Origin of the sequence: Micromonospora sp. NPDC005979 (genome assembly GCF_040614415.1) — a bacterium.
Taxonomy (GTDB): domain Bacteria; phylum Actinomycetota; class Actinomycetes; order Mycobacteriales; family Micromonosporaceae; genus Micromonospora.
This window is the reverse complement of sequence record NZ_JBEXUR010000022.1, coordinates 27124-46429: the sequence shown is the minus strand read 5'-3', so window position 1 is coordinate 46429 and position 19306 is coordinate 27124. Positions and strand designations below refer to the sequence as shown.

The following is a 19306-nucleotide window of genomic DNA, read 5'->3' as shown; positions in this document are numbered from 1 at the left end:
GGGGACGGCCCGGGCCGGTGATCGTCGGTGCGTCGGGTCAGCGGCCCTGGCGAGCCTTCACGTTGTCGCCGAAGGTCCAGCCGCGGGAGCCGTCCCAGTTGATCGACCAGGTCATCAGGCCCTTGATGTTCGGGACGGTGTTGTAGGCCTGGTTGACCAGCGACGGGGTCAGGTAGCCGCCACCGGCGCCGGGTTGGGCGGGCAGGCCGGGAACCTGCTTGTCGTAGGGGACGCGGATCGTGGTGCCCTGGATGGTCAGGCCGTTGTTGAGGCACTGCGTCTGGACGGTGAAGCCCTGCACCGTGCCGGCCGCGTAGGAGTCGCCGTTGCAGCCGTACATCGAGCCGTTGTAGTACTGCATGTTGAGCCACCACAGCCGGCCGTTGTCGACGTACTTCTTGATGATCGGCAGGTACGAGCCCCAGATCGAGCCGTAGACCACGCTGCCGCCGGTGACGTACGCGGTCTCCGGCGCCATGGTCAGGCCGAAGTTCGACGGCATCCGGGCCAGCACGCCGTCGATGATCCGGATCAGGTTGGCCTGCGACGTCGACAGGGTGTTGATGTTGCCGCTGCCGCTGAGGCCGGTCTCGATGTCGATGTCGATGCCGTCGAAGTGGTACGTCGTCAGGATCGGCACGATCGTCGCGATGAACCGGTCGGCGACCGCCGTGGAGCTCAGGTCGATGCCCGCGGCGGCGCCGCCGATCGACATCAGGATCGTGGCGCCGGCCGCCTTGGCCTGGCACATCTCGGCGGGGGTCGCCACCTTCACGCCGGCGTCCATGCCGTTCTCCCAGAGGACCGTGCCGTCCGCGCGGATCACCGGGAACGCTGCGTTGATCACGTTGTAGCCGTGCTGTGGGAGCCGGCTGTCGGTGATCGGGATCCAGCCGAGCCCGGGGTGTACGCCGTTGGACGCGCCGTCCCAGTTCTCCCAGTAGCCCTGCAACACCTTGCCGGTCGGCCGGGACTTCACCGCGCAGGTTCCGCCGGTCGGCGGCGGCGTGGTGGGGGGAGCCGTCGTCGGGGGAGCGGTGGTCGGGGGCGGCGTGGTGGGCGGCGCGGTCGTCGGCGGTGGCGTGGTGGGTGGGGGAGTGCTTCCCGAGCAGGCCCCCAGGTCACGCCAGAGCGACGGGGTCGAAGCGGGGTTCCAGCCGGCGCCGACGTACGCGGTGTGGGTGACCAGAGCCTGGTAGAGCCGACCTCCGTAGGTGACCTGTGCGCCCACCTGGTAGGTGGTGCCCTCAGCCCAGGCGGGTGCGGTGCAGGCGACCAGCGCGACGGCGTTGGCCGAGGAGACCGCGGCCATGCTGCTGGGGACGAAGGCGACGGCGGCCGTGACGGACATCGCCGCCCCGGCCAGCGCTGCGACGATGCGACGGCTTCTCATGGCTCACTCCCCAGGCTTCGGCGACCCGCGACCTCCACATATTGACGTTCGTGACGTTTAATATCAAGGGTTGTTTACAGATAACCTGTCAACCGTCACCGGGCGGTGTCGTGGGCCGCCATGATGATGAGGTCGGCTATCGCCTCCGGGTGGGTGACCATGGCGAGGTGCGACGAGTCGACCTCGATCGTCGTCGCGTTCATCCGCTCGGCCAGGAACCGCTCGAGCTCGGGTGCGGTCGTACGGTCCTGGCGCGAGATGGAGTAGTAGCAGGGTTTGTCCCGCCAGGCCGCCGTTGTCGTACGGGCCTTAAACAGGTCGCCGGCGATCGGACCCTGGACGGCGTAGAGGGCGAGCGCACGGGCCTCGTCGACGCCGCCGGCGAAGTCTTCGAGGAAGGCGCTCTCGCTGAGCTGCGCGTACCCGTCGTTGTGGACCAGGCCCGCGTTCGCCGGCGGCGTGGGGAATTTGGCGGCGAGCGCGGTGAAGTCCTCGGCGGCGTCCGGCGCGCGGGCCGCCACGTACACCAGGGCGGTGACCGACGGATGGTCCCCGGCCTCGGTGATGACCGTACCGGCCCAGGAGTGGCCGACGAGCACCGTCGCCCCGTCCTGGCGGTCGAGGGCGCGGCGGGTGGCGGCGACGTCGTCGGACAGGGAGGTCAGCGGGTTCTGCACGGCGGTCACGGTCAGGCCGGCCCGTTGGAGGAGCGGGATGACGTCGGACCAGGAGGAGCCGTCGGCGTACGCGCCGTGCACCAGGACGACGTTGCGGGCGGGACCGCCCTGGGTTCCGTCGGTCATCGGAGTCTCCTACGCGATACGCGGATTCGTCGGCGCACAGGGCTGCCTCACCCGACACTCTTCCCCAGGCGGGCACCGGCGACGTCGCAAACGCCGAGGCTTCGACCGCGCGTGGAGGTGTCCGTCCCGCCCGGCGAGGTGCGTTGGTGTCGGACGGAGCCTCCGCACAGGGGGCGTCTCAGCAGGTGCGCGTCTGCCACGTCACCTTCGTCACGAACATGGGGACGTAGAAGTTCCCGTCGCCGGGGGCGGTGGCCAGGACGCCCGCGACGGACGCGGTAACGGCGATCGACTTCCAGTGCACGCCCGTCCACTTTGATAGACGACTATCAATGCAAATCTAAGCTACCGGTGGAAATTTGCGTCGTCAATAACTGAGGGTGAGTCGTCTCCGGGATCAGTAGGGCTCGGTCTGGCGCGACACGGCGGATCCGTCGACGAGCGCTCTCGTCGACGGACCGCATCGGGGGTGGAGCCTATGGTTTGCGGGCGAGCAGCCCGACGAAGGTGTGATAGGTGTCGGTCTGCTGCGGAGCGGACGCGCCCGGCTCCGGCCGCCACTCGGCCAGCGGCACCAGCCCCGGCTCCAGCACCTCCAGCCCGTCGACGAACGAGAGGATCTCCTCGTCCGTACGCCAGCGCCCGGTGCCAAGCGACTCGTTGAAGACCCGCTCGACCTCGCGTGCCTTGCGGGAGCCCTCCGGGTCCCGCTCGCCGGGGTCGCGGAAGTGTGAGATCGCCACGTAGCTGCCCGAGGGCAGTGCGTCGATCAGCTCCGCCGCCACCGCGCGCGGATCCTCGTCGTCGCCCAGGTGGTGCAGGATCGCGAAGAGGAGCAGCCCGACCGGTCGATCGAAGTCGAGGAACCGCCGCACGTCCGGGTGGTGCAGGATCTCCTGCGGCGTCCGGATGTCCGCCTGGATCACCGTCGCGGTGCCGTCCGCGGCGAGCAGTGCCCGGCCGTGCGTGAGGACGATCGGGTCGTTGTCGACGTAGACCACCTGAGCCTTCGGGTTCTGCTCGGTGGCGACCTCGTGCACGTTGCCCTGGGTGGGCAGCCCCGATCCGATGTCGAGGAACTGGTCGATGCCCGCCTCGGAGACCAGGAAGCGGATCACCCGGCGCAGGAAGGCCCGGTTCGCCTGGCCGGCTGCCGGCCCGTCCGGGGTGATCCGCAGGGCGTGCTCGGCGACCTGCCGGTCCGACTCGAAGTTGTCCTTGCCGCCCAGAAAGAAGTCGTAGACCCGGGCCACGCTGGGAATGCGGGGGTCGATGCCCGGGGGTGCCGCCTTGTCGCGGGTCACAGGCGTCTCCATTCGATTCGAATCAGCGCAGGCTGAGGACTGTGGACGGTGCCGGCGTTGGGGGGAGTGTAGCGATCGGGCGGACGGAATTCCGCCCCGGCTGGTATCGCTCCCAGTGAATCGTCGATCCACCAGTGCGTTCACGGGGTGACACGCCGAAGGAGGGGCGACCGAGTAATGAGATACGTTGGCGATCATCAATATAACGGCCGCATCGTCGACGTATGACAGGCGTCTCGTCGTCCTCGCTGTTCCGCCGTCTGGGTCCGGGTCTGCTGGTCGCCGCCATGCTCTCGACGGCGGTGATCGTGACCGTCGCGGGCATCGCGCCGGCGGCCGACGCCGGCACCGCCGCTCCCGCCGCGTACCCCGGGGTCGCCCCGGCGCCGCGCGGCGGCGCGATGCCCGCCGCCGAACCGACCGGGACCGCGCCGCCGCCCACCACCCCGCCCGGCACGCCGGGCACCTCGCCCTTCCCGCCGAGCCCGCCCACCAACCTGACCGCCAGCGAGGTACGCACCGGATCGGTCACCCTCACCTGGACGGCCGCCAAGCCGGGCTGCTGCGCCGTCGTCGGGTACGACATCACCTACTACCAGGCGTTCGACGACGTCATCTACAGCGCCAGCGTCGGGGCCGTCACCAGCACCACGATCACCTCGTACATCGGGCCGGGCAGGCAGTACTCGTTCCGGGTAGCCGCCCGGGACACCCTCGGGCACCGGTCGGCCTCCACGGACACGCTGACCGTGGTCACGCCGGTGACGGACACCGGCGGGGACACCACCCCGCCGAGCGCCCCGCAGAACCTGACGGTCACCGAGGTGACCGCCTCGAACGGCACGCTGTCCTGGTCGCCGTCGACCGACAACGTCGGCGTGCTCGGGTACAACGTCTACCGCTTCGACGGCTGGTTCAGCTCGACGCTGATCGCCACCGTGCCGGGAACGACGTACACGACGCCGCTGCCCGCGTCCACGCCGCTGCGGAACCTCTACTACGTGCGGGCCCGGGACGCGGCGGGCAACGTGTCGATCGCGTCCAACACGGTCACCCTGCCCACGACGTCCACGCCGTCGCCCCCGCCGCCCTCGACGTGCCGGGTGACCTACCGGAATCAGTCGGAGTGGCAGACCGGCTTCGTGGCGTCCGTGACCGTCCAGAATCTCGGTGCGGCACCGGTTGACGGTTGGATCGTCACCTTCTCCTTCAATGGGGACCAGCAGGTGACTTCGGCGTGGAACGCCACAGTCGGTCAGACCGGCTCCACCGTGACCGCCCGTAACGTCGACTGGAACCGCGTCCTGGCGCCGAACGGCTCGACGACCTTCGGCATCCAGGGGCGGTGGAGCGCCAGCGACGCGCCGCCGCTCGGCTTCACGCTGAACGGCGCCCCGTGCGCGGTGGGTTGAGCCCGCCCCCCTTCCCAAGGAGTCCCGTGAGCACATCCCACCGTCGCCGTAGGACCCTGGCCGGGGCTGTCCTGGCCGGCGTCCTCGTCGTCTCCACCACGCTCGGTGGCCTGACCGCGTCCGCCTCCGCCGCGAACACGCTCAGCATGCGGGGCGCCGACGTCTCCTCGTTGCAGCGCAGCCTCGACCTGGGCGCGCGGTACTACGACGCCGGCGGTGTCGCCCGTGACCCACTGGACATCCTGCGGTCCGTCGGCGTGAACTACGTCCGACTGCGCGTCTGGAACAACCCGACCAGCGGCTACAACAACAAGAGCAAGGTGTTGGCCCAGGCCAGGGCGGCGAAGGCGAAGGGCCTCAAGGTACTCATCGACTTCCACTACTCGGACACCTGGGCCGACCCCGGCAAGCAGTACAAGCCGGCCGCGTGGGCCGGCCACACCCTGAGCCAACTGGGCGCCGACGTGTACAACTTCACCTACGACGTCTGCGTCGGCCTGCGGGGGCAGGGCACCCTGCCGGACAGCGTGCAGATCGGCAACGAGATCAACGTCGGGATGCTGTGGAACGAGGGCAAGGTCGTCAACAACGACTTCGGCCCGCTGGCCGGCCTGCTGAAGCAGGGTTACAACGCGACCAAGGCGTGCGGCGGCGGCATCCCGGTGATGATCCACACCGCCAACGCCGACAGCAACGCCAACGCCCGCTGGTTCTACGACGGCATCCGTGCCCAGGGCGTGCAGTGGGACATCACGGCCCTGTCCTACTACTGCATGTGGCACGGCAGCCTCGCGAACCTGTACAACAACATCGTCGACCTGCGCGGTCGCTACGGCAGGCCGGTGGTGATCGCGGAGACCGCGTACCCCTTCACCCGGAACAACGCGGACAACGAGCCGAACGCCATCGGCGACGCGACGTGCGACGGCATCAGCGCGACCTGGTCGGGTCAGGCTCAGGAGTTCGACTGGGTGCAGAACACCGCCCGCAACGCCGGGGCCATCGGTGTCTTCTACTGGGAGCCGACCTGGTACGCCGTCAACGGCAACGGCTGGGACCCGGCCAACATCAACGGCACCGGAAACCAGTGGGACAACATGGCCGTCTTCGACTGGTCCGGGCGGGTCAACCCGAACGTACGCTGGACGCCCTGATCTTCGCGGTGCGGACGACGCGCCCCCGCGCACCGTTACGACGGTGAGCGGGGGCGCTGGCGTGCCGGTCGTCAGACGGCCGTCCGCGACCACTGCTGGTTGGCCCCGCTGTTGCAGGTGTACTGCTTGAGGACCACCCCGTCCGCGGTCGACGCGGCGGGCACGTCCACGCACTTGCCGCTGTGTCGGGCGCGGAGTTGGAAGTAGCCGCCGTTGGTGACCATCTGGAACTGCTGGTTGGTGCCGCTGCCGCAGGTGTACTGGATCAGCTCGGCGCCGTCGGCGGTCGAGGCGCTCGTCACGTCGAGGCACTTCCCGCTGTTGCGGCTGATGATCCGCCAGTAGCCGCTGCCGGCGTCCTGGAACTGCCACTGCTGCCAGGCGTTGCCACCGTACGTGTACTGGCCGACGCGTGCGCCGTTGTTGGTGTTCGGTGACTGGACGTCCATGGCCTTGCCGCTGTGCCGCACGTCGATCCGGTAGAAGGTTCCGGTGGTCGGGGGAGGCGTCGTGGGATCGCCGCCGCCGACGGTGTCGCCCCAGCCGTAGCGGATCCGGTCCGCGCCGGAGGTGTTGCGGACGGTGAGGTTGAGGTCGGTGCCGCCGCCGCTGAGCGCGTACATCGAGTACCAGTCGTAGCCGATGCTGCCGGGTTTGCCTCCGAGGGCGGGCCAGTAGGTGCCGCCCATCTGGTTGTCGCGCATGACCTGGGCCATGGCGCGGATGTAGCGCACGAAGTTGTCGGTGCTGTTCGGGTCGGCGTAGTTGCGGCCGTCGTTCATGGGCGCGCCGAACTCGGTGGCGACCGCCCGGGAGGCGCAGTTGCCCAGGCGCGTCTGGATGTGGCCGCGGAAGGCGTCGTAGGTCATCGCGCCGTAGAAGAAGGCGTAGTAGTGGAAGGAGAGCAGCGTGGCGTTGAAGCGGCTGTCGTTGCAGATGTCGCGCAGGTCCTGGCTGAAGCCGGTGCCACCGATGAGCACCCGGCCGGGCGGGGCCGAGTAGTGGTAGGTGAGCCAGTTGGCCGCGACGGTGCGCCACTCCGCCGAGCTGTAGCCGTGCGGCTCGTTCATCGGCTCGAAGTAGACGTTGGTGTTCGAGCCGTACGTGTTGGTCACCGTGGACCACATCGCGTTCCACGCGGCGAGGTTCGTGATCCTGCCGCCGGAGGCGGCGCCGTCCTCCCAGTACGCGAGGATCACCTTGAACCCACGGGCGGTGGCGGCGTCGATGGCGCCGCGATACGCCTCCCACCAGGCCGTCCCGACGGTGTGGGTGTTGATGGGCAGCCGGACGGTGTTGACACCCAGCGTGGACGCCAGGTCGTCGTAGAGGGCGTTGGCCTTGGCCCGCACGGTGGCGTTGCTGTCGGACATGCTCAGGCCCTGTACGACGAGAGGGCCGGTGCTGAAGTTGTCGCCCAGCACGGCCCAGTTCATGCCCCGGAACTGACTGGTGGCGGCAGCGGCCGGACCAGGTCGGACCGCGACGCCGCCGACCATCGCCGTCAACACCGCCACCAGGGCGACGAGCGTCCGTCGTAACAGGCGAGGATCGCGCGTCGAATCGAGTGCGCGGTCAGCGGGTGGTGTGACCATGATGCCTCCGAGGCGGTGAGTGTGTTAGCGCTAACACGAACCGCGGACATGAATGGTCGAATCGCGGCGTGACTGGCCTGCCGCACAGGTGGACCCGGCACCTCACCCTGATGCGGACAGCGTGTGTTCTGTGTGTTAAGCGCGTGTTGCAGCCAAGTGTTAGCGATCGCATGTGGAGTGTCAAGGCATCGATGTTTCTCGCTGACGAGGTGGTCGCCCGCCTCGTCGCGGGACAGTGGATGGCGATCGGTCGATGACAGGATCGCTCGATGCGCGTTCTCTTCGACGGCCCGGCCCCGGTCGACTACGGGCAGATCTACGTGACGAGCCGAGATCTGCCCGACATGGAGAGGGCGTTCGCCGGGCAGACGAATGGCCTGTGCGGGGCCGGTCACCCGGGTGCGCTGTTCCTGATGACCGGCACCCACTCCGGACGGGTCCGGTTCCGGATCGAGCTGCACGACACCGAGCCGCCGACCGCGGCCGCCGAGTGGGAGGACGTGGTGGAGGTGTCGCTCCAGCCGAGGGCCCCGGTGGTCGACCTGGTCCCGTGGGGCGATGGGGCGCTGGCTCACCTGCCGCTGACCTCGGAGGAGGGTGACGGCGGCCGGCTGCCGGTCTACCGCGTGCGGTACTGCGCGGCGGGGATGGACGAGGGGAGCGATCCGTTCGGCGGTCTCGACCCCGACGAGATCGACGAGGACGACCACACCTACCTGGACCGACGACCGGACCGCTACCTGCTCTGCTTCTGGCCGGAGGCCAGCGCGGGCGGCGACCCGGGTGACGGCACTGTCCGTGTCGACGCGGTGCTGCGCCAGAGCAGCGGCAACGCGGCGTACTGGCACGGTTGGGCTCGTGGACTGCCGGCCCCCCTCACGCTGTGGGAACGGGTCGAGGCCGAGGTGCGCAGGCGGGCGGAGGAGGATCGCCGCAACGAGGAGTACCGGCGGCGCGAAGAGTTGCGGCGCTGGAACGGGCGCCTGCCGAGCGAGCGACTCCGAGAGGTACGCGGCAACATCCACGGCATGCTGTTGCTGGACCGGGACCTGGTCGACGGGGTGGCCGATGCCGACGCCGTCACCCAACGCGAGATCGCGGTCTGGGCGGCGCGGCAGGCGTGCGCCCTCGCCGGCATCGCGGATCTCGACTGGATGAGGCCCGCGTGGACGGCGCTGGAACGGGGTGGACCGCTGCCCGCCGATTTCATCGACACGACGGCGCTCAGGACACGCATTCAGGGCAGGGCGACCGTCACGATCGCCGTCGCCTCGCTGCGCCGCAGGAAGGCTGCGCCGACCGACCTGCTGCGCGCGGCGCTCGACGGTCCGGTGGACCCGGTCGCGATGGCCCTGCCGGCCCTCGTGGCCGCCGGGGAGTCGGATCCGTTGCAGGCTGCGCTGGAGGCGCTGTGGGCGGCGGTCGGCACCTACGCTTCCCGCCGGGACGAGTTCCTGGCGGCCGTACGGCGGGCCTTCCCGATCGTCGACCAGACGCAGGCGCGCTGACCCGCTCGTCCTCAGGCGACGGGATCCGGTTCGGCACGGTCGACGACCAGTGGGCCACGGCGTCCCAGCGCCCACACGGTGAGCGCCAGACAGCCCAGGCCCGCTCCCGCGATCGCGACCGCTGACCAGCCGCCCGCGGACCAGAGCGTGCTCGCGGCGGCGGAACCGGTGGCGGCGCCGATGAAGTTGCTGGTCGCCAGAGCCGTGTTGAGCCGGCTGCGCGCCTCGTGGGCGAGGGCGAACAACCGTGCGCGGTTGAGCAGGGCCTGCGTCTGGAAGGCGACGTCGACCACGACGGCCACGGTGATGAGAAGCACGAGGGACCGGCCGCCGAACGCCGCGACGACGAACGCCCCCAGGGCCAGGGCCCAGGCCGCCCCGGTGGCCGGTAGTGACCAGCCGCGGTCGTGCAGGCGACCACCGCGCAGGCCGGAGAGGACACCGGCGAGTCCGACCAGCCCGAACATCCCGATCACCGCCGGCGGATAGTGGAACGGTGGACCGCTGAGCAGGAACGTCAGCGCCGTCCAGAAGAGCGAGAAGGCGGCGAAGCCGGTGGCGGCCAGGACCAGCGTCCACCGGACCGCCCGCTCCCGCCGGACCATCGCGGCGACCGAGAACAGGAGCCGTGGGTACGGGATGCGCGCCCGTGGTGGCAGCGGCGGCGTCGCGCGGTGGAGCAGGACCGCGAGCAGGGCGGCGACGACCGCGGCGAGGGCGTACATCGCACGCCAACCGGCGGCGCCGGCGACGAGTCCGCTGATCGTGCGGGAGGCCAGGATGCCCGTGAGGGTCCCCGACCCGACGACACCGACGATCCGACCACGGTCGGCGTCGCCGGCCAGGTCCCCGGCGAGCGGCGTGAGGATCTGCCCGGAGATCGTCGTGACGCCCAGCACGCCGAGCGCGACCAGGAGCACGCCGATCGACGGCGCCAGCGCGCACAGCAGTAGCGCGGCGGCGGAGGCCAGGAACATCAGCGGGACGAAGCGGCGGCGGTCCAGGACGTCGCCGAGCGGTACGAGCAGCAGGACGCCGACGGCGTACCCGATCTGCGTCGCGGTGACGAGCCAGCCGGCCGTGGACGTCGACGCGTCCAGGTCGTCGGCGATGGCGCCGAGCAGCGGCTGCGCCCAGTACAGGTTGGCGACGGCCGCGCCGGCCGCCAGCGCGAGCAGGAACGTCAGCGGGCGGCTCAGGTGCGGGGGCGGTGCCGGGCGGGGCGCGGCCACCCCGCCACGCTAAGGGCGTGTGTCAATGCCCCTTGCCGGCCGAGGGCCCCTGGTCGATCAGCGGTCCGCGCCGTAGTTCGCGTAGCACGCCGTGCCGGCGCGCGGCCCACGCCAGACGTCGCACGCTCGGGTGCCGTACGAACAGCGCCGCCGCCCGGCGGATCATCCCGAACCGGTGGTCGCTGAGCTGGTTTTCCATCGCCTGCCAGATCAGCTCGCGCACGTTGGCGCTGTCCAGCGCCGCCCGGACCGCACGCCGTACCACGGGGTCCTCGGCGGCCGAGGCGATGGCGGCGGCGAGGCCCGGTCGGTCGGCGAGCGGCTCCACCGCCGCCGCCACGAGAGGCCGGCGCACCTCGTCCCGTTCCAGCAGCAGCAACACCGCCTCCCGGATCTCGACCGTCTCCAGGCCGGACCGCAGCAGGTCCACCAGGCTGCGGTCGACCGCGCCGTCGTGATCCGGCACGGCCAGCGTGGCCAGCAGCACCGACACCTCGTCGAGGTCGATGAGGTGTCGCAGCCCGTCGCGGAACTCCGGCAGCCCCCACGCCACCTGGACGGCCTTCAGGAGATCGCGGTTCATGCGCCATCCGCTACCCGAAAGCCACTCTCCCCGAAACGTCCGCGACCCCGCGTCCGCCGCGACCCGGGCCGATGCAGGCACTATCGTTCTGGCGTGCGCATCCGCTTCGACGTACCCGCCGATCCCGCCTACCCCGCTCGGGTGGCGACCACCCTCGCCGGTGTCCGGCTGCGTCGGTTCAGCTACATCGGCGCGGTGCTGGTGGTGGTCGGGGCGGTCGGCCTGGTCTTCTCGCGCGGGCTGGGTTGGGGTGAGCGCGCGTCCCCGCTGTGGCTGACGTTGGTGGTCGCCGGTGTGCTGTCGATGCTCTACCTGCCCTGGGTACGGTCGCGGGCCCGCCGCCGCTCGGGTGACTACGCCGTCGAGGGCGCGTACGAGATCACCGACGACAACATCATGATGCGCAGCGGCTCGGAGTCCGGCGGTATCGCCTGGGACGGGGTCGCCCGGGTGGGGGACAACCCGGATTTCTGGATCGTGTTCGTCGGCCGGATGCCGGCGACCGTGATCCCCCGGTGGCTGATGTCCGCCGAGGACGCCGAGACGTTGCGCGCCTTCATGACCGATCGGGGCCTCCTGGGTCCGCGGCCCTGACGGCTACGGGTCGGTTCTTCGGCTGGGCGAGGAAGCGCAGGTACTCCGCCCGGTCGAACGGGTTGCCGTCGGTGCGCGCCCGGCGCGGCGGCTCGCCGGACACCGGTCGGTCGCCGCCGGGCGTCGACGACCACAGCCCCTCGCCACCGGACAGGTCAGGCAGACGCCGCTGCGCCTGGAGTTCGAGCCGCGCCGGCAGCACGCCACTGATCCGCCAGCCGGCCGCGACGTCGTCGGTGCCGTCGATTCGGGCGCCGAGCCGACCCAGGTACGACGTGACCGGGCCGAGCCGGTCGACCGGCACCTCCGCCTCGAACCGGCGGCACGGCTCGAAGACCCGGGTGCCGGCCTCGGCGAGCGCCTGCATGAGGACGTACGGCGCGAGGTCCCGGAAGTGCCCGGCGGTCGTGATCGGCGACCAGTAGCCGCTGCGGGTGAGGGTGATCCGGATGTCGGTGACCGGCCAACCGTGACAGCCCTGGTCGAGGGCGGCGCGGGCGGCCTCCTCGATGGCCGTGTGGAACGACAGCGGCAGCGAGCCCAGCTCGACCTCCCGTCGGTAGTCCACGCCGACGCCGGGCTCGACCCGGAACCCGACGGTCCCGAAGAAGCCGTGTCCGATGATCTCCACGGCGGTGCCCGTGCCGGTCGGCCGCTCGACGTGCATGAGCCGTCCCGCCCCGAACTCCGCCTCGATCCCGTACGTCTCGGCCAGCGTGGCGCTCAGCACCTCGCGCTGCACCTCGCCGTAGAGGAGCACGCTCGTGCCGCCCTCGGGGGCCACCCGGGTCCGCAGGAACGGGTCGGTGTCCGCGATGTCCAGCAACGCGGCGTGCAGCGCCAGCGTCCGGGACGCGTCGCGGGGTCGCACCACCGCCTCCAGGGTCGGCGCGGGGAAGTACGACCGTCCGTCGAGGCCGGCCGGGCTGCCGAGCTGGTCGCCGAGGCGTACCCCGGTCAGGCCGCCTACCCGGGCGATGTGGCCGGCGGTCAGCGCGGCCTGGTCGGTGGCCGCGCCGACCACGTCGAGCCGCGTGATCCGCCCGCGCGTCGCGGTGGTCCGGCCGTCCGGCTCGCGGCGGTACGCGCTGACCCGCTCCCGCGCCCGGAACTGCCCGCCGTACGAGCGCAGGTAGGCCACGCGTTCGCCGGAGGGGTCGCGCTCGATGGCGAACACCCGCGCTCGCGGGTCGGATTCGGCCGGGGGTGCGGGCGGAAGCAGGGTCGCGATGGCGTCCAGCAGCTCCGGCACGCCGGCCCCGGACAGCGCCGAGCCGAACAGCAGCGGATACGCCTGCCCCGCCGCGACCTGCGCCCGCAGGGCCTCGTCGATGCGGTCGGCGTCGGGCGGCAGGTCGTCGACGAAGGCGGCCAGCAGTTCGTCGTCGTGTTCGGCGAGCAGCTCGGCGAGGCGGTGGTCGTACCCCCGATGGCGCGGCCGGTAGGTGGCCTCGGGGGTGCCGGGCGCGCGGACCGTGCCCAGCGGGACGACGGTCGGCGCGAGGAGCCGGCGCGTGTCCGCGACCAGCTCGTCGACGCGGGCGCCGACCCGGTCGATCTTGTTGACGAAGATCAGGGTGGGCAGCCGGAGCGACCGGAGGATGCGCATGATCCGGCGGCTGTGCGGCTGGACGCCCTCGACGGCCGACAGCACCAGCACGGCCGCGTCGAGCACCCCGAGCGCGCGTTCGACCTCGGCCACGAAGTCGCTGTGCCCGGGGGTGTCGAGCAGGTTGACCTGGCGGTCGCGCACGGTGAACGAGGCGACGGCGCTGCGGATCGTGATGCCCCGCCGACGCTCGATCGCTCCGGTGTCGGTCTGGGTGGTGCCCGCGTCGACGCTGCCGAGTCGGTCGATGACCCCGGTGGCGTGGAGCAGGCGTTCGGTCAGGCTGGTCTTACCGGCGTCGACGTGGGCGACGATGCCAAGGTTGATGGTCTGCACAGGCGCTCTGGTCCTCGAAAGCTCGCGTCCGGATGGGCGGGGTTTCGAGTCCTCGCATCGCCGTGCTCCTGTCCGCTGGTGATGCCGGGCCGTACGGGTCCGGTCCTTCTCCGGCCAGGCTGGCACGGCCGGTGACGTCGGGCCACCGATTTACGCGCGCTTGATTAGATAGTGGTCTGTCAATACATTGGGGGCGGGCGTCACCGCGTTCCGGGCAACGGCCCGAAGCGGTGACTGACAGCTTTACCTCGAGCCGGGCACGTCGGTCGTACGCATCGACCACTCGCTGTGGCGCATCGCCGCGCCGTACCCGGCGTGTCGCCGCGTCCGCCCTGGACGCGCGCTGCCGCGCCGATTTCCCGCTCGATGGCAGAAGGACTTCCCATGACCATTCTCCGCGCCCGCCCCGCCCCGACCCTCGCGGTCGTCGCCGCGTTGGCCGCCGCCGTGACCGCGACCGGCACGGCCCTGCTCGTCGCTCCGGCCGCGGCCGCCCAGGGCTGCCGGGTCGACTACACGCCCAATCAGTGGCCCGGCGGTTTCACCGCCAGCGTCAAGGTCAGCCCGGGCGACACCGCCGTCTCCACCTGGACCGTCACCTGGACGTACGCCGGGAACGAGCGCGTCACGAGCGGCTGGAACGCCACGGTCAGCCAGTCCGGATCGACGGTGACCGCCCGCAACATGTCCTACAACGGAAGCATCCCGGCCGGCGGCTCCACCGAGTTCGGCGTGCAGGGCACGTACGGCACCAGCGGGGGAGCGCCGACCGGCTTCAGCCTGAACGGCGTACCGTGCAACGGCGTCGCGCCGACGACGCCTCCGCCGACGACACCGCCTCCCACGACGCCTCCGCCGACCACGCCGCCTCCCACCACGCCGCCTCCCACCACGCCCCCGCCCACCACGCCCCCGCCCACCACGCCGCCTCCCACCACGCCCCCGCCGACCACGCCGCCGCCGGTCGGCTGTGCCGGAGCGGTGCTCTGCGACGGCTTCGAGAACCAGACCGGTTCGACACCGTCCGGCGACTGGGCCGTCGTGAGCCCGGACTGTTCCGGCGCCGGAACCGCCACCATCGACACGACCACCACGCACAGCGGCAGCCGAGCCGTGCGGATCAACGGGGCGGCGGGGTACTGCAACCACGTCTTCATCAGGTCCACCAGGAACCTCGGCAGCGTGGGCAGCGTCCGCTACGGCCGGATCTGGGTCCGGCACACCACCGCCCAGCCGACCGACCACACCACGATGATGGCGATGACGGACGCCGCCGACGGTAACCGGGACCTGCGGATGGGCGGCCAGAACGGCGCCCTGCAGTGGAACCGCGCCTCCGACGACGCGACCCTGCCGGAGCAGAGCCCGGCCGGGGTGGCACAGAGCCTGCCGCTGCCCACCAACCGGTGGACCTGCCTGGAGTTCATGGTGGACGGCTCGTCCGGTCAGCTCCGTACCTGGCTGGACGGCGCCGCCGTCGCGGGGCTGACCGCGGACGGCGTACCCACGCACGACATCGACGGGCAGTGGTACAACCGCACCTGGCGACCGCAGCTCACCGACCTGAAGCTGGGCTGGGAGAGCTACGGCAACGGGTCCGACACCCTCTGGTACGACGACGTCGCGGTCGGAGCCAGCCGGATCGGCTGCTGACCACCGGAGGTGGGATCGGGGGTGTGGCACGGTCGACGTGCCGCACCCCCGGCCGTCCCCCGCGTCCACCGTCGGTCCGTGCCGGAACGGCCCACCTGGTGGAGGCTGGCCGACCGGCGCGACGATAGCCTGCTGTGATGGCGAGCGCCGAACTCCAGGAGCTGATCGTCGTGGACGCCGAGGCGCTCCGCGCGTGGTTGTCCGCCAACCACGCCACGTCGCCGGGCGTCTGGCTGGCCCTGACCAAAAAGGGCGGCACGGTCACCACGTTGACCTGGCAGCAGGCGGTCGACGAGGCGCTCTGTTACGGCTGGATCGACGGGCAGGCCCGCAAGCGGGACGAGGAGTCCTCCTGGATCCGGTACACCCCCCGCCGTCCGCGCAGCATCTGGTCGCAACGCAACGTCGCGCACGTGGCCCGGCTGGAGACGGAGGGACGGATGACGCCCGCGGGCCGGATTGCGGTGGAGGCCGCCAAGGCCGACGGGCGCTGGGCGGCCGCGTACGCGCCGCCGTCGGAAGCCGAGGTGCCGGCCGACCTGCTCGCCGCCATCGCCACCGATCCCGCCGCCCAGGCCATGTTCGACGTGCTCACCAAGACCAACCGGTTCTCTCTCATCCACCGCGTCAACGCGGTCAAGCGGGCCGAGACCCGCGAGCGGAAGATCGCCGAGTTCGTCGCCATGCTGGCCCGCCACGAGACCCCCTACCCGCAGAAGGCCAGGCCGTCGAGCCCTCCGTCGTCGTGATCCGGGGGAGCGTCAAGTAGCCGTCCACTGGGTCCGGTCATCCTTGCCGGACCCGAGTCACCCCCCAACGAAGGACAGAGGAACCTCGTGTCCAGCCTCGCCCTGGTCGTAGCGGTCGGTGTCGCGATCCTGGTCGGTACGGGCGCGGCCCGTCGGCTTCGGATCGCCCCGCCAGTGCTGCTGCTGATCGCCGGTGTCCTCCTCGGCTTCGCCCCCGCCCTGCGCGGGGTGCACCTGCCGCCCGAGGCCGTCCTGTTGGTGTTCCTTCCGGTGCTGCTCTACTGGGAGGCGTTCTCCTCATCGCTGCGCGAGATGCGCCGGAACCTGCGGGTCATCGTGCTGCTGAGCACCCTGCTCGTGGTGGCGACGGCAGCCGGTGTGGCGGCCGCCGCGCACGCGCTCGGGCTCGGCTGGGGAGCGGCGTGGGTGCTGGGCGCCGCGGTCGCGCCGACCGACGCGACGGCGGTCGGCGTCCTGGGCCGCATGCTGCCCCGTCGTATCGCGACCACGTTGCGCGCGGAGAGCCTGGTCAACGACGGTACGGCGCTGGTGATCTACACGCTCGCGGTCGGGATCACCCTGGGCGAGGAGCACCTGAGCGTCGGTCGGGTCGCCGGGTTGTTCGCCTTCTCGTACCTCGGTGGCATCGCGTCCGGCGCGGTCGTGACGTTCCTCGTCCTGCAGATCCGTCGCCGGTTGACCGACCCCTTCCAGCACAACCTGCTCGCGCTGCTGACGCCCCTGACCGCCTACCTGATCGCCGAGGCGGCCGAGGTGTCCGGTGTCCTCGCGGCCGTGGTCAGCGGACTCTGGGTGGGCCGCGCCTCGCCGCGCCTCTTCCCCGGTAACGCGCGCCGGCACGTCCACACCGTCATGGAGTTCGTGACGATGCTGGCGAACGCCGCGCTGTTCGTCCTGGTGGGGCTGGAGGCGCAGTCGGCGGTGCGCGGGCTGGACCACACCGGTCTGGCACACGGCCTGCTGGTCGCGCTCGTGGTCTGCGCGGTCATCGTCGCGGTGCGGTTCGGCTGGCTGTTCACCAGCCCGTACGTGATCCGGGCGATCGACCGCCGACCGCAGCAGCGGGAACGACGACTGAGCGGGCGACCCCGCGCGCTCATGTCGGCGGCCGGATTCCGGGGCGCCGTGTCGATGGCGGCGGCGCTGGCCGTACCGCACACGCTTCCGTCCGGAGCGGAGTTCCCGGACCGGGACCTCATCGTCTTCGTCACGGCTGTCGTGATCGCCGTGACCCTGCTGGTGCAGGCGCCGCTGATGCCCCGGGTGACGCGCTGGGCCGGACTGGGCGCCGACTCCGAGGCCGAGCGGGAACGCCGGCAGGCCGAGATCACGTCCATGGACCGGGCGTTGGAGTCCCTGCCCACGATGGCCGCCGAGCTGGGTACGAGCGACGACGTGCACGAGCAGCTGCGCACCGAGTACGACCGCCGGCTAAGGGTGCTGCGCGACGGTGACGCCGCCGCCGGCCCGGACGAGGCCGCGGCCGACTACGAGAAGCAGTACGCCGACCTGCACCTCGCGGTCATCGACCACCGCCACGAGACCGTCGTGCGCATGCGCGACGCGGGCGAGATCGACGACGAGGTGCTTCGCCGGGTCCAGGACGGACTCGACCTCGAACAGGTCCACATGACCCAGCGCCGGGACAACGACGCGCGCTAGACCCCGTCCACGCGGGCGGCGATGTCCCGCAGGGCGGCGATGTGGCCGCTCAGGGCCACGCGCCCGGCCGCCGAGAGGTTGATCCACGTGCGGGGTCGCTTGCCCACGTAGCCCTTGCGCACCTCGACGTAACCGCCGTCGCCCAGGTTCGAGATCCGCTTGGAGAGGGCCGAATCGCTCAGGTCCATGGCGTCGCGGACGAACGCGAACTCGGCCCACTCGGTCCCCGCCAGCAGCGCCAGGATGGCCAGCCGGGTGGGATCGAGCAGGACCGGGTCCAGCTTCGGGTCGGCCGCCACGGTCAGGCCGGGCGGGTGAGGACGCGGCGCTGCCACCACGGCCCGGCGGCGGCCAGCAGGACACCGCCCACCAGGCCGAACCACGCCCAGAGGTGCGGGACGTCCAGGGCGGTGGCGAAGGCCGCGCCAGCGATCAGGAGGGCCAGGACCAGGGCCGACCACAGCAGGCTCGACGTGTCGGGGGTGGCCCGGGGACGCACCGGCCGCCGCAGCAGCGCCGCTCCCCATCGGGTGTTGGCCGCCATCGAGGCGAGCAGCAGCAGGATGACGATGGTGGTGCCGTAGGTGCGCACGAAGTCCGGATACCGATCGGCCACGATCCCGTACGCCGCGACGAGGATTCCCGCCGCGAGCCAGGTCCACCGTGACCGGCTGGCGGCCGCTGCCGTCTGGTCCCGGCGCCGGTCGACGTCCTCGAGAGCCTGCCGTGCCTCTTCTGGGGTCGGGGTGGTGCTCATCGCGCAACTCCTTGAGCTAGGGAAAGTACTTGCTCGTACGGAAAGTTAACACTCACTTTCCGTACGAGCAAGTTGTTGCCGGATCGGCCAGCGCGCCGCCGAGCGGACCGGCGGGCGACCCGCCCGACAGCGCCGTGGGACTCACTCCGGGAGCTGGTAGAGGCGGTAGCGGGTGACCGTTTCGAAGCCGATCTGCCGGTACACCGGCTCACCCTCGCTGCTCGCCTGCAGGGTGGCGATCCGCCGCCCGGACTCCTGGGTGATGCGCAGCGCCTCGCGGGTGAGGGCGGTCGCGATGCCCTTGCGGCGGTGGTCGGGCTGGGTGGCGATGCAGTACAGGGCGCCGACGTCGGTGCCGAGCGACAGGGTGCACGTGCCCACCATGCGGCCGTCCACGATGCCGGCGAGGCGGACCACGTCCGGGTAGGCGAAGGACAGTTCCCGGTCGACCACGAGCCCGAGGTCGCCGGGGACGCCGAGCGGCCCGGCGTACGCCTCGACGTACTCGCGCATCTCGGCCGGCGTGGCGGCGACCTGGATCCGCAGGTCGCCGGGAACCTCGACCTCGGGCAGCGTGGTCACGTCCACCGCCATGACGGGCATGTCGGAGATCTGCGTCGCGCCGCGCGCGAGCAGGCCCTCGGCGGTGCCCTCGTCGCTGTCCGCACCCACCCACCAGCCCCAGACCGAGCCGGTCAGGTGCTTCCTCGCCTCCGTGATCGCGTCGTCGAGCTGCCGCCCGCGCACGCGCATGACCCCGTTGAACAGCGGGTGGGGGATGTCGGCGCGATAGATCGGCAGGTCGGTGTCGGGCTGGGCGCCGGCCCAACCGCACCAGTACGTGCGGTTCGCGGCGAGCTGTGGTTCCAGCTCGTGGATGGAGTACGTCGTCATACCCTCAGGACAAGGTTCGGCGGGGGAAAGTTCGATTCCGCGGTGGA

General features: G+C 71.3%; 18 protein-coding genes. 7 read left to right on the top strand and 11 right to left on the bottom strand.

Features of this window, described 5'->3' with window-relative positions; translation table 11 throughout:
• Positions 1-37 precede the first annotated feature (37 nt).
• The 4 genes from ABZ272_RS28000 to ABZ272_RS27985 form a co-directional block, all read right to left on the bottom strand.
• Entirely contained in the window at positions 38-1393 is a 1356-nt protein-coding gene (locus ABZ272_RS28000; RefSeq protein ID WP_355052919.1) for a glycosyl hydrolase family 18 protein, read from the bottom strand.
• 95 nt (positions 1394-1488) lie between these two features.
• Positions 1489-2196, bottom strand: coding sequence for an alpha/beta hydrolase (locus ABZ272_RS27995; RefSeq protein ID WP_355052918.1), 708 nt, complete (start codon positions 2194-2196; stop codon positions 1489-1491).
• Between the two features lie 178 nt (positions 2197-2374).
• Positions 2375-2500, bottom strand: coding sequence for a hypothetical protein (locus ABZ272_RS27990; protein WP_355052917.1), 126 nt, complete (start codon positions 2498-2500; stop codon positions 2375-2377).
• A 172-nt stretch (positions 2501-2672) separates the two neighbouring features.
• Entirely contained in the window at positions 2673-3500 is an 828-nt protein-coding gene (locus ABZ272_RS27985) for an SAM-dependent methyltransferase (protein ID WP_355052916.1), read from the bottom strand.
• A 224-nt stretch (positions 3501-3724) separates the two neighbouring features.
• On the opposite strand from ABZ272_RS27985, the gene ABZ272_RS27980 reads away from it, so the two are divergent.
• Entirely contained in the window at positions 3725-4912 is a 1188-nt protein-coding gene (locus tag ABZ272_RS27980) for a cellulose binding domain-containing protein (RefSeq protein ID WP_355052915.1), read from the top strand.
• 26 nt (positions 4913-4938) lie between these two features.
• Complete coding sequence (locus ABZ272_RS27975; RefSeq protein WP_355052914.1) at positions 4939-6066, top strand: glycosyl hydrolase 53 family protein; 1128 nt, start codon at positions 4939-4941, stop codon at positions 6064-6066.
• Between the two features lie 71 nt (positions 6067-6137).
• Here the strand turns inward: ABZ272_RS27975 and ABZ272_RS27970 are convergent, their stop codons facing one another.
• Complete coding sequence (locus ABZ272_RS27970) at positions 6138-7661, bottom strand: RICIN domain-containing protein (protein WP_355052913.1); 1524 nt, start codon at positions 7659-7661, stop codon at positions 6138-6140.
• Positions 7662-7930: 269 nt separating this feature from the next.
• Here ABZ272_RS27970 and ABZ272_RS27965 point away from each other — a divergent pair, with 269 nt between their 5' ends.
• The gene (locus tag ABZ272_RS27965; protein ID WP_355052912.1) at positions 7931-9169 is read left to right on the top strand and encodes a hypothetical protein; all 1239 of its coding nucleotides are present in this window, start codon (positions 7931-7933) and stop codon (positions 9167-9169) included.
• 11 nt (positions 9170-9180) lie between these two features.
• Here ABZ272_RS27965 and ABZ272_RS27960 read toward each other — a convergent pair whose 3' ends face one another.
• Together ABZ272_RS27960 and ABZ272_RS27955 are read right to left on the bottom strand one after the other, a co-directional pair.
• On the bottom strand, positions 9181-10401 hold the full coding sequence (locus ABZ272_RS27960; protein WP_355052911.1) for an MFS transporter: 1221 nt from the start codon (positions 10399-10401) through the stop codon (positions 9181-9183).
• A 22-nt stretch (positions 10402-10423) separates the two neighbouring features.
• Complete coding sequence (locus ABZ272_RS27955) at positions 10424-10984, bottom strand: hypothetical protein (RefSeq protein WP_355052910.1); 561 nt, start codon at positions 10982-10984, stop codon at positions 10424-10426.
• 93 nt (positions 10985-11077) lie between these two features.
• Between ABZ272_RS27955 and ABZ272_RS27950 the strand changes: the two genes are divergently transcribed.
• A complete protein-coding gene (locus tag ABZ272_RS27950; protein WP_355052909.1) occupies positions 11078-11578 on the top strand; it encodes a YcxB family protein in 501 nt (166 codons plus the stop codon).
• Here the strand turns inward: ABZ272_RS27950 and ABZ272_RS27945 are convergent.
• The gene (locus ABZ272_RS27945) at positions 11541-13523 is read right to left on the bottom strand and encodes a GTP-binding protein (RefSeq protein ID WP_355052908.1); all 1983 of its coding nucleotides are present in this window, start codon (positions 13521-13523) and stop codon (positions 11541-11543) included. The genes ABZ272_RS27950 and ABZ272_RS27945 overlap by 38 nt on opposite strands.
• Before the next feature lie 384 nt (positions 13524-13907).
• Between ABZ272_RS27945 and ABZ272_RS27940 the strand changes: the two genes are divergently transcribed.
• The 3 genes from ABZ272_RS27940 to ABZ272_RS27930 all read left to right on the top strand — a co-directional run bounded on the left by ABZ272_RS27940 (position 13908) and on the right by ABZ272_RS27930 (position 17608).
• Complete coding sequence (locus ABZ272_RS27940) at positions 13908-15176, top strand: cellulose-binding domain-containing protein (RefSeq protein ID WP_355052907.1); 1269 nt, start codon at positions 13908-13910, stop codon at positions 15174-15176.
• Positions 15177-15313: 137 nt separating this feature from the next.
• Positions 15314-15925: a YdeI/OmpD-associated family protein gene (locus ABZ272_RS27935; protein ID WP_355052906.1), complete on the top strand. Its 612-nt coding sequence runs from the start codon at positions 15314-15316 to the stop codon at positions 15923-15925.
• Positions 15926-16012: 87 nt separating this feature from the next.
• Positions 16013-17608, top strand: a complete 1596-nt coding sequence (locus ABZ272_RS27930; RefSeq protein ID WP_355052905.1) for a Na+/H+ antiporter — start codon at positions 16013-16015, stop codon at positions 17606-17608.
• On the opposite strand, the gene ABZ272_RS27925 is transcribed toward ABZ272_RS27930, so the two are convergent.
• The 3 genes from ABZ272_RS27925 to ABZ272_RS27915 all read right to left on the bottom strand — a co-directional run bounded on the left by ABZ272_RS27925 (position 17605) and on the right by ABZ272_RS27915 (position 19259).
• Positions 17605-17907, bottom strand: coding sequence for a transcriptional regulator (locus ABZ272_RS27925; protein WP_355052904.1), 303 nt, complete (start codon positions 17905-17907; stop codon positions 17605-17607). The genes ABZ272_RS27930 and ABZ272_RS27925 overlap by 4 nt on opposite strands.
• Positions 17908-17909: 2 nt before the next feature.
• Positions 17910-18365: a hypothetical protein gene (locus ABZ272_RS27920; protein WP_355052903.1), complete on the bottom strand. Its 456-nt coding sequence runs from the start codon at positions 18363-18365 to the stop codon at positions 17910-17912.
• A 141-nt stretch (positions 18366-18506) separates the two neighbouring features.
• A complete protein-coding gene (locus ABZ272_RS27915) occupies positions 18507-19259 on the bottom strand; it encodes a GNAT family N-acetyltransferase (protein ID WP_355052902.1) in 753 nt (250 codons plus the stop codon).
• Positions 19260-19306: the final 47 nt, after the last annotated feature.